This is a genomic window from Aquabacterium sp., from assembly GCF_050725395.1.
Classification (GTDB): Bacteria; Pseudomonadota; Gammaproteobacteria; order Burkholderiales; family Burkholderiaceae_C; genus Aquabacterium.
In genome coordinates, this window is the sequence record NZ_JBOHHL010000009.1 from 135,706 (window position 1) to 144,156 (window position 8,451).

At 65.9% G+C, this 8,451-nt stretch carries 11 protein-coding genes; 8 read left to right on the forward strand and 3 right to left on the reverse strand.

Going from position 1 to position 8,451, the window contains the following annotated elements:
* Window positions 1–63: 63 nt before the first annotated feature.
* From ACREB4_RS08410 to ACREB4_RS08420, 3 genes are read right to left on the reverse strand one after another with little or no spacing between them, the layout of a single operon-like run.
* Complete coding sequence (locus tag ACREB4_RS08410) at window positions 64–2,220, reverse strand: acyl-CoA dehydrogenase (RefSeq protein WP_431587766.1); 2,157 nt, start codon at window positions 2,218–2,220, stop codon at window positions 64–66.
* Window positions 2,217–2,666, reverse strand: coding sequence for a CHRD domain-containing protein (locus ACREB4_RS08415; protein ID WP_431587767.1), 450 nt, complete (start codon window positions 2,664–2,666; stop codon window positions 2,217–2,219). The genes ACREB4_RS08410 and ACREB4_RS08415 overlap by 4 nt, the downstream gene beginning before the upstream one ends.
* A 19-nt stretch (window positions 2,667–2,685) precedes the next feature.
* Window positions 2,686–3,525 (reverse strand): hypothetical protein, encoded by an 840-nt coding sequence (locus ACREB4_RS08420; protein WP_431587768.1) that lies wholly within the window; start codon window positions 3,523–3,525, stop codon window positions 2,686–2,688.
* A gap of 235 nt (window positions 3,526–3,760) precedes the next feature.
* Here ACREB4_RS08420 and ACREB4_RS08425 point away from each other — a divergent pair, with 235 nt between their 5' ends.
* The 8 genes from ACREB4_RS08425 to ACREB4_RS08460 all read left to right on the forward strand — a co-directional run.
* Window positions 3,761–4,543 carry an MlaE family ABC transporter permease gene (locus tag ACREB4_RS08425; protein ID WP_431587769.1) on the forward strand — a complete coding sequence of 261 codons (783 nt, stop codon included), beginning with the start codon at window positions 3,761–3,763 and terminating at the stop codon, window positions 4,541–4,543.
* A gap of 1 nt (window position 4,544) precedes the next feature.
* A complete protein-coding gene (locus tag ACREB4_RS08430; RefSeq protein WP_431587770.1) occupies window positions 4,545–5,288 on the forward strand; it encodes an ABC transporter ATP-binding protein in 744 nt (247 codons plus the stop codon).
* Window positions 5,285–6,256: an MlaD family protein gene (locus ACREB4_RS08435; protein WP_431587771.1), complete on the forward strand. Its 972-nt coding sequence runs from the start codon at window positions 5,285–5,287 to the stop codon at window positions 6,254–6,256. The genes ACREB4_RS08430 and ACREB4_RS08435 overlap by 4 nt, the downstream gene beginning before the upstream one ends.
* Entirely contained in the window at window positions 6,253–6,882 is a 630-nt protein-coding gene (locus ACREB4_RS08440; RefSeq protein ID WP_431587772.1) for a PqiC family protein, read from the forward strand. Before ACREB4_RS08435 ends, ACREB4_RS08440 begins: the two co-directional genes overlap by 4 nt.
* A 75-nt stretch (window positions 6,883–6,957) precedes the next feature.
* On the forward strand, window positions 6,958–7,185 hold the full coding sequence (locus ACREB4_RS08445) for a glycine zipper 2TM domain-containing protein (protein WP_431587773.1): 228 nt from the start codon (window positions 6,958–6,960) through the stop codon (window positions 7,183–7,185).
* An 11-nt stretch (window positions 7,186–7,196) separates the two neighbouring features.
* A complete protein-coding gene (locus tag ACREB4_RS08450) occupies window positions 7,197–7,355 on the forward strand; it encodes a DUF3309 domain-containing protein (protein ID WP_300548471.1) in 159 nt (52 codons plus the stop codon).
* Between the two features lie 50 nt (window positions 7,356–7,405).
* On the forward strand, window positions 7,406–7,936 hold the full coding sequence (locus ACREB4_RS08455) for a hemerythrin domain-containing protein (protein WP_431587774.1): 531 nt from the start codon (window positions 7,406–7,408) through the stop codon (window positions 7,934–7,936).
* Window positions 7,937–7,947: 11 nt separating this feature from the next.
* Window positions 7,948–8,451 (forward strand): phospholipase A (locus tag ACREB4_RS08460; protein WP_431587775.1); only part of this gene is annotated, 504 nt, incomplete at its 3' end.

The following is an 8,451-nucleotide window of genomic DNA, read 5'->3' on the forward strand; positions in this document are numbered from 1 at the left end:
ATGGCTGATGCGTGACTTCGGCCTGATTCACCCCCATGGGGGTGCCGGGAAAGCCCCCGGTTTTCAGGCGTGTTCTGTTTCGTGCGCCACGTCGTCGACCTGGATCACGCGGTCGGCGGCGCGCAGGTAACGCAGGGCCAGCGCCGGGTCTTTGGCGCTTTGCGAGGCGGTTTCCAGCGAATTGGTGCGGCGCAATTCCTTGTTCAAGGCGGCGGTGGCGTCGCCCAGTTGCTCGCCCAGGGCCAGCGCTTCGACCAGGTCGAACTGGCCCCCTTGCTTGGGCAGGCTCAGGTCGGGACAGAGCTTGTCGATCAGGTCGCGGCGGGTGCGCAGCAGTTCGGCCAGAGCCAGCAATTGGTGGTCGCGCAGGGGCGCCAGTTGGCCCGTGCCCTTCAGGCTGAAGCCGGCCAGCCAGCGCGCGGGGCCCGAAGGCAGGTTGGCGTGCAGGTCGCGCAGGATGCTGTGGGCCCGGTCCAGTTGCTGGCGGATGCCGGCCTGGGCGAAGGGCAGCATGTCGGGGTCACCGTCGATTTGGTAGCGCCACACGCTGGCGCTGGCGATGTACAGGTGGGCCAGCACATCGCCCAGCCTGGCCGAGAGCAGCTCCATGCGCTTGAGCTGGCCGCCCAGCAGGCCCATGGACAGGTCGGCGGTGAAGCTGTACTGGGCGCTGAGGCGGGTGATGAGCGCGGCTTCGGCCCGGAGGTCGGCCGGTGGTTGGCCGATGAGGGCGGTGCCGAACACACTGCGCCGCAGGTTGCGGACCACGTGCCGCACGTGCGACCACAGGGCCTGGCCCAGCGCCTGCGTGTCCTTGGCCTCCAGCGCCTTCATTTCGTCCAGCACATGGGGGTGGCAACGCACCGCGCCCTGGCCGAAGATGATGAGCGCGCGGGTCAGCAGGTTGGCGCCTTCCACCGTGATGGCGATGGGCGCGTGGCGGTAGCCGATGCCCAGCAGGTTCGAGGGCCCGGCGATGATGCCCTTGCCGCCCAGGATGTCCATGCCGTGGTTGACGGCACGCCGGCCGGCTTCGGTCAGTTGCACCTTGAGGATGGCGCTGGCCACGCTGGGTTGCTGGCCTTCGTCGAGCGCGGCGGCGGTGTAGTGGCGGGCGGCGTCGGTGGCGTAGAGCTCGGCCGACATCTCGGCGATCACGCCGGCCACGGCGTGGAACTTGGCGATGGGCAGGCCGAACTGTTCACGGATCTGGCCATAGCCATTGGCGACGAACAGTGAGCCTTGTTGCGTGGCGCTGCCCAGCGCGGGCAGCGAGATGGCGCGGCCGGCGGCCAGGCATTCCATCAGCATGCGCCAGCCTTGGCCCACCTGTTTTTCGCCCCCGATGACCTGGTCCATGGGCACGAAAACCTCGCGCCCATGGATGGGACCGTTCATGAAGGCGCTGCCCATGGGCAGGTGGCGCCGTCCGATCTCCATGCCTTCGGTGGGCACGGGCAGCAGGGCGCAGGTGATGCCCAGGTCGCGCTGACCTTCGGGCTTCGTGTCGTCGAAGGCGTGGAAGGCCAGGCCGACCACGGTGGCCACGGGCGCCAGGGTGATGTAGCGCTTGTCGAAATTGACGAGGAAGCCGCGCACGCGTTGGCCGTTGACCTCGCGCTCGACGAGCGTGCCGCGGTCGGGGATGGACGCGGCATCGGAGCCCGCATAAGGCGCGGTCAGGCCGAAGCAGGGCAGGTCGCGGCCATCGGCCAGTCGCGGCAGGTAATGTTGTTTCTGGTCCAGGGTGCCGTAGCGCAAGAGCAGTTCACCCGGGCCGAGTGAATTGGGCACCATCACCGTGACCGCGGCGGCCACGTTGACGGTCGCGATGCGCGCCACGACGGTGGCATGCGCTTGGTGGCCGAAGCCCAATCCGCCGTACTCGGTCGGGATGATCATGCCAAAGAAGCGCTTCTCGCGGAGGTAACGCCAGACCTCGGGCGGCATGTCGCCGGCTTGGTCGATGGCGTGGTCGTCGAGCATGCTGCAAAGCTCGCGAACCTCCCGGTCGATGAAGCGTTGTTCCTGGGGCGTGAAAGGCAGCGGTTTGACCTTCAGCAAGGCGCTGAAATCGGGCCGGCCGGCGAACAGCTGGCCTTCGAAGCCGACGGTGCCCGCTTCCAGGGCCGCGCGCTCCGTGTCACCCAAAGGCGGCAAGGCCTTGCCGAAGGGTCCGATCGCGGCACGGCCGATCGCGGAGGCCAGCCACCCCATCATGGGCTGACCACCACTTGCCCGCGCACTTCGCCCTTGGGATTGGCGGCGGTGTGGAGGTTGACGTACCACTTGCCGGCCAAGACTTCAGCGGCCTGGGCCTCGGTGAGGGTGGCCTCGCCTTCAATGGGGCTTTCAAGCTTCTCCTTGAAGGGCAAGGTCACGCCGGCATTCTGGCCAGGCAGGGCCGGACCATGGAAATGCGCGGCGGTGACCGGGCCGCTCAAGCCCGAGTACACGATCTTCCATTTCAAGACCTTGGTGGCGGGCGTGAAGGTGACGTCCACCGTGCCGGTGCCCATGGTCGTGACCGGGGGCGTTTCTGCCTCGCCCGACAGGGTCGAGGTCAAGGTGGCGGCCTTGGAGAACGAGGGCACGAGTGCCAGGCTCGCGGCGGCGAGCAGGCCCGTCACCACGGTGCGCTTGAAGGTCGATGATTGGAAGATCATGCTCGGCTCCTGTCGGTGGTTAGAAACGCATCCGCAGGTAGACGGCGGGACCGTTCAGCTTCAGGTCGAGCTTGGCGACGGCGTCGTCATCCCGGTAGTTCACACGGATGCGGGTGTGGTTGTATTCGGCGCCCACACCGATGTTGCGCCATGGGAACCATTCCAGGCCCACGCCCGCATTGACGATGTCGCCATTGGTGTCGCCACCGTTCTTCTTCGAGCCGGACAAGTCGGCGTAGAGGCGGAACTGGTCGTTGAAGCTGTGGCGGAAGCCCAGGGTCAGCAAGGGCGCCCAGGCGTCCTTCTTCTCGCCGTCGGCGATGGTCTGCGACAGGCCGCCCACGCTGGCCGAGGCGGTGTAGTTCACCTTGACCTTGTAGTAGGCCGCGCCCACGCCGATGCCGCCCACGGTGGTGTCGTCACCGAACCACCAGCGGTAGGAAAAGTTGCCGATGTCGAAGGACGACTTGGCGTTGAGTTGGGCCGCGGCGGTGTAGGACTGACCGCCAAAGGTGAAGGGCTGGCTCACGCCCACGCTGTTGTTCTGGCTGTAGTGGTACAGGTCGACCGAGAAACCCTGGCGGTCGAACAGCAGCCAGTCGACGCGCGCGCGCTTGACCGTGTCGGTGCCATCGATCACCCGTTGCTTGCCCGTGTTCTGCGTGCCATCGGCCGTGGACAGGGACAGGTCGCCTTCGGCGTCCACGTGATAACCACCGACCCAGATCCCCACGCGGTCGAGCACCGGCAGGGTGTTTTCCACCGCCAAGGCTGGGGTGCTGGCGGCGGCCACCACGACGGCGGCCAAGGATGAGGCGGCAACGCGAACGCGGCGGGAGGTCAACGGGGTGTGGCGCATTTTGGAGGTCTCCTGGAGGCTGGTTGATGAGTTGGATCGAACTTTAGAAGTGGCCGTTGTCGACCGCCGTAGGCCCTTTCTCCTTGCCCTGTAGGACAGTGGCGCGACCTGGCGTCGGTCGAAGCCGACAGGCATCCGGATTGCTCTGATCCGTCTCGGCCATGCAACCTTTCTTCAGCAGACACGTGATAGAACGACATCCATTGCAACCATCCTTCCAGTGGACAAACGTTTCATGACGACGCGTGGGCCCCGAGCCGCTGTGCTGCAAGGTACTTTTCGCGGCATCGCTTTCTTTGGCGCGGTGATCCTGGCCATTTCTCGGGGCTTGCCCAGCCACTGGCGTTTTCGATCGCAGGACATGGCCCGGGTGCTGGCCGATTGCAGTGCCCGCGCCCTGGTGATCGTCGCCATCGTGAACTTCCTGGTCGGTGCGATCCTGGCCTTCGTGGGCGCGGTGCAGCTCGTCAAGTTCGGAGCGGGCATCTTCGTGGCCGACCTGGTCGCCATCGCGGTGTCGCGCGAGATGGCGGCGGTCATCACGGCGGTGGTGATGGCGGGCCGCACGGGCGCGGCCTTCGCGGCCGAACTGGCCACCATGCAGGCCAATGAAGAGATCGATGCCCTGGAAGTGCTGGGCCTCAATGCCATGGACCACCTGGTGGTGCCACGCGTGCTGGCCTTGCTGATGGTGATGCCGCTGCTGTATGTGTATGGCTGCCTGGCCGGCCTGGTGGGTGGCTTCAGCGTGGGGGCCAGCATGCTGAGCCTGGCGCCCGCCGCCTACTTTGAGCGCAGCCTGGATGCCCTGAGCTTCCAGCACCTGGGCCTGGGCTTTTCCAAGGCCTTGGCCTTCGGCATCCTGGTGGCGATCGCGGGGTGCTATTACGGCCTGAACGCCCAGCGCAACGCGGCTGGCGTCGGCCACGCGACCACGCGTGCGGTGGTCGCCGGCATCGTTGGCGTGATCGCACTCGACGCGGTCTTTTCGGTCTGCGCCAACGCGCTGGGGGTCTGACATGGCCCTGCTCAGTGTTCAAAATCTGACCATGCGCTTCGGCGACAAGCTGATCCAGGAAGAAGTCTCTTTCGAGGTCGAGCCCGGCACCATCTTCGCCATCATGGGCGGCAGCGGCTGCGGCAAGAGCACCTTGCTCAAGCACCTGATCGGCTTGCTGTGTCCGGCCGAAGGCCAGGTGCTGTATGACGGCCAGGACTACTGGCAGAGCAGCGAGGAAGACCGCAACAAGCTGCGCGCAGGCTTTGGCGTCTTGTTCCAGAGCGCGGCCCTGTGGTCGTCCATGACCGTGCTCGAAAACGTGCTGCTGCCGCTGGAACAACACACCGACCTGTCGGAAAACGAACGCATCGACCGCGCCAAGGAGGCCCTGTCCTGGGTTGAACTGGGCGACTACGCCGACTACAGCCCGGCCGACCTGAGTGGCGGCATGAAGAAGCGGGCCGGCCTGGCGCGGGCCATCGCCGCGCAGCCGCGCCTGCTCTTCCTGGACGAGCCTTCCGCGGGCTTGGACCCCATCAGTTCCAAGCGCCTGGACGATCTGGTGCTGGACATCCGAGACCGCACTGGCGCTGCCGTTTTGATGGTCTCGCACGAGCTGCCCAGCCTCTTTGCCATCGCCGACGACAGCATCTTCCTGGACGCTGACAGCAAGCGCCCCATCGCGCACGGCAAGCCCGCCGAATTGCTCAAGACCGCCGACCACCCCACCGTGCGTGCATTCCTGCACCGGGAGAAACCATGAAACGCAATGCCTTGCTCGTCGGCGGATTTGTCGTCGCGGCCTTAGTCCTCATCGTCGCGGGGCTGGTCACCCTGGGAGGCTCGGACCTCTTCGCCAAGCGGCAGAAAGCCATCGTGTACTTCCAGGGCAGCGTGCGCGGGCTGTATGTGGGTGCACCCGTGAGCTTCCGCGGCGTCAAGATCGGCGAGGTGCAGAGCATTGGCGTCGAGGTCGATCCCAAGTCGCTCGTCACCCTGATCCCTGTGGGTGTGACCCTGGGCAGCGACACCCTGAAGATGGGCCACGAAAAAGGTGGCAGCTTCCGAAACCTGCCGGACCTGGTGCAACGCGGCTTGCGCGCCAAGCTGATCATCCAGAGCGTGGTGACCGGCCAGACCGGCATCGACCTGGACTTCAAGCCCGACACGCCCGTGGTGCTGCTGGGCCATGGGGCCACCGAGTCACCCGAGATCCCTGCCATGCGCGACCGCTTGGACGCCCTGCTCGATCAAGTGTCCGAACTGCCTTTGGCCGATGTGGTGAAGGAAGTGCGCCAAACCCTCAACAGCCTGGATGCGACCTTGAAGGTCACGCAGCAGACGGTGGCCTTGTCCAGCAAAGAGATCAGCGCGACGGCCGCCCAGGCCCGCCAGACGCTGGCCGTGGGCGCCAAAGCCCTCCAGGACGTGCAGGTGCAGGCCAATGCCACGCTGGCCTCGGTGGCGCAGTTGTCGGAGTCCTCGCGCAATGTGGTGCTGCAAACGCAGCCCGAAATCCAGTTGACCTTGCAGGCAGCCCGCGATGCGGCCCAGGCCGCGCAGCAGGCCATGGGCAATGTGGCCGAGATCAGCGCGGTCGGGTCGCCCTTGCGCGCCGATGCCGAACTGGCCGTGCGCGACCTCTCGCTGGCGGCGCGCAGCCTGCGGTCTTTCGCCGATCAGCTGGAGCGCCAGCCCAGTACCCTTTTGTTCGGGAAGAAATCACCATGACGACCACGCGCCGCCGCCACACCATCGCCGTTTGCCTGGGCCTCTGGACCCTGAGCCTGACCGCCTGCAGCACACCGCCGCCGCCCGTGCTGTTGTCGCTGCCCTTGCCGCCGGCCGAAGCGCCGGTGCACCTCGTGGCGATGGCGCCAGCGGCACCGGCCTCGGCGGCCTCCGCGCCCCGATTCTTGACGGTGCGGCGCGTCAACATCCCCGAGTATTTGCAAACCGACGCCGTGCGTTATCGCCAGGCCGACAACACGCTGGGCGAATGGCCGGGCACCGCTTGGGCCGAGCGGCTCGAAGTGGGGCTCACCAATCAGCTGGCCCTGCTTTTGCGGCAAGCTTTGCCGGCCTGGACCGTGTGTGACGCCCACTGCCCCTCGGTGCCAACCGGCCAGGTGCTGATCGTGAACATCGCGCCTTTGGACTACCTGCGCCCGGCCGGACAGCTGCGGGCCGACGTGGCCTGGCGCGTCACGGGGCCTGGCAGCATACCGACCCCGGTGGCCTTCGGCGGCGGCAGTTCGACGTTGCCAGTCACCTCCGACACGCCGGTGGGCCAGGCCGCCGCGATGAGCGCCTTGCTGGACACGGTGGCCAAGGACGTCGCGAACCAGCTGCGCTGAATCTTTTTTCCTGGCATGCCCGGAGTGGGCACCCCGTTTGCCCATGCAGGGTGTACCCACTCACAAGGAAATGCCATGAACAGCATTCGACAGACATCCGTCCACCTCGTCTTGACCGCCGCCAGCACCCTGGCACTGGTCGGCCTGGGGGCGTGCAGCGACATGTCCGCCCGTGACCGCAACACCGCCGTTGGCGCGGGTGTGGGCGCGGCTGCGGGGGCCGTGCTGACCAATGGCAGCGCCGGCGGCACCATTGGTGGCGCCGCCGTGGGCGGTGTCATCGGCAATCAAATCAAGAAATAAGGAGAGCCATCATGAGCTTGGGAACCATCCTTCTGATCGTTGTTCTGTTGATGCTCATTGGCGCCGTGCCCACCTGGGGCCACAGCCGAAGCTGGGGTTATGGTCCCAGTGGCGGCCTGGGCCTGATCCTGGTCGTGCTGATCGTGCTGATGCTGATGGGTCGACTTTGACCATTGAGCGCTGATCATTTTTTTCATCATCATTAATGCAAGGAGGCGACATGCCCACCACCGCCAAAAAAACCGCGGCCAAGACTCCGGCCGCCAAGACCAAAGCCAAGACCACGCCCGATGCCGTGCAACTGCTGACCGCCGACCACAAGGAAGTCAAGAAGTTGTTCAAGGACTACGAGAAGCTGGTCAAGGCTGACAGCAGCGAGGAAGAAAAACAGGCCTTGGCCGAGCACATCTGCCTGCTGCTGACGGTGCACGCCAAGATCGAAGAGGAAATCTTTTATCCGGCGGCACGCGAGGCCACCAAGGCCGAAGACATCCTGGACGAAGCGGTGGTGGAGCATGCCAGCGCCAAGGACTTGATCGCGCAGATCCAGGACATGGAGCCGTCCGAAGACCTGTACGACGCGAAGGTGACGGTGCTGGGCGAGTACATCGACCACCATGCCACCGAGGAAGAAGAAGAGTTGTTCCCCAAGGTCAAGCGGGCCCACCTGGACCTGCACCAACTGGGCGACGCCTTGGCCTCCCGCAAAGAAGAATTGATGTCGGAGCTTGGTGCCGAAGTGGCAGCGTGATTCAATCGCGCATGCCTACCCAACACCACCCCCTCCGTTCTGCCCTGTTGGCCTTTGGCGTGGGGCTTGCTGCCCCCGCCTTCGCCCAGGCTACTCTCGACTTGAAGGAGTGCCTGGGCTTGCCCGAAGCCAGTGCCCGCCTCGCCTGCTACGACAGGCTGGCCGGGCGCGAGGCCATGGTGACCCTGCCGGCCTCGCCCGCCGCGGCGCCGGGCACCCCCGAGGCCGTGCCCGTCAGCCAGGCCGCCACGCCGGCCACCACCCAGCAGTCCGAGAGCAGTTTCATGTCGCGCTACTGGGAGTTGGACCAGGCCGACAAGCGCGGCACGTTCAACTACACCAGCTACCGCCCCAATTTTTTCATGCCCCTGCACAGCATGGCGAGCGTGAACCGCAGTCCAAGCAGTCCCACGCGGGCCAAGGCCAACAACTTGCCCCGTTACCAAAACGGCGAGTCCAAGATCCAGGTCTCCTTGCGCAGCAAGGTCTGGGAAAACGCCTTGCTGCCGGGCGCC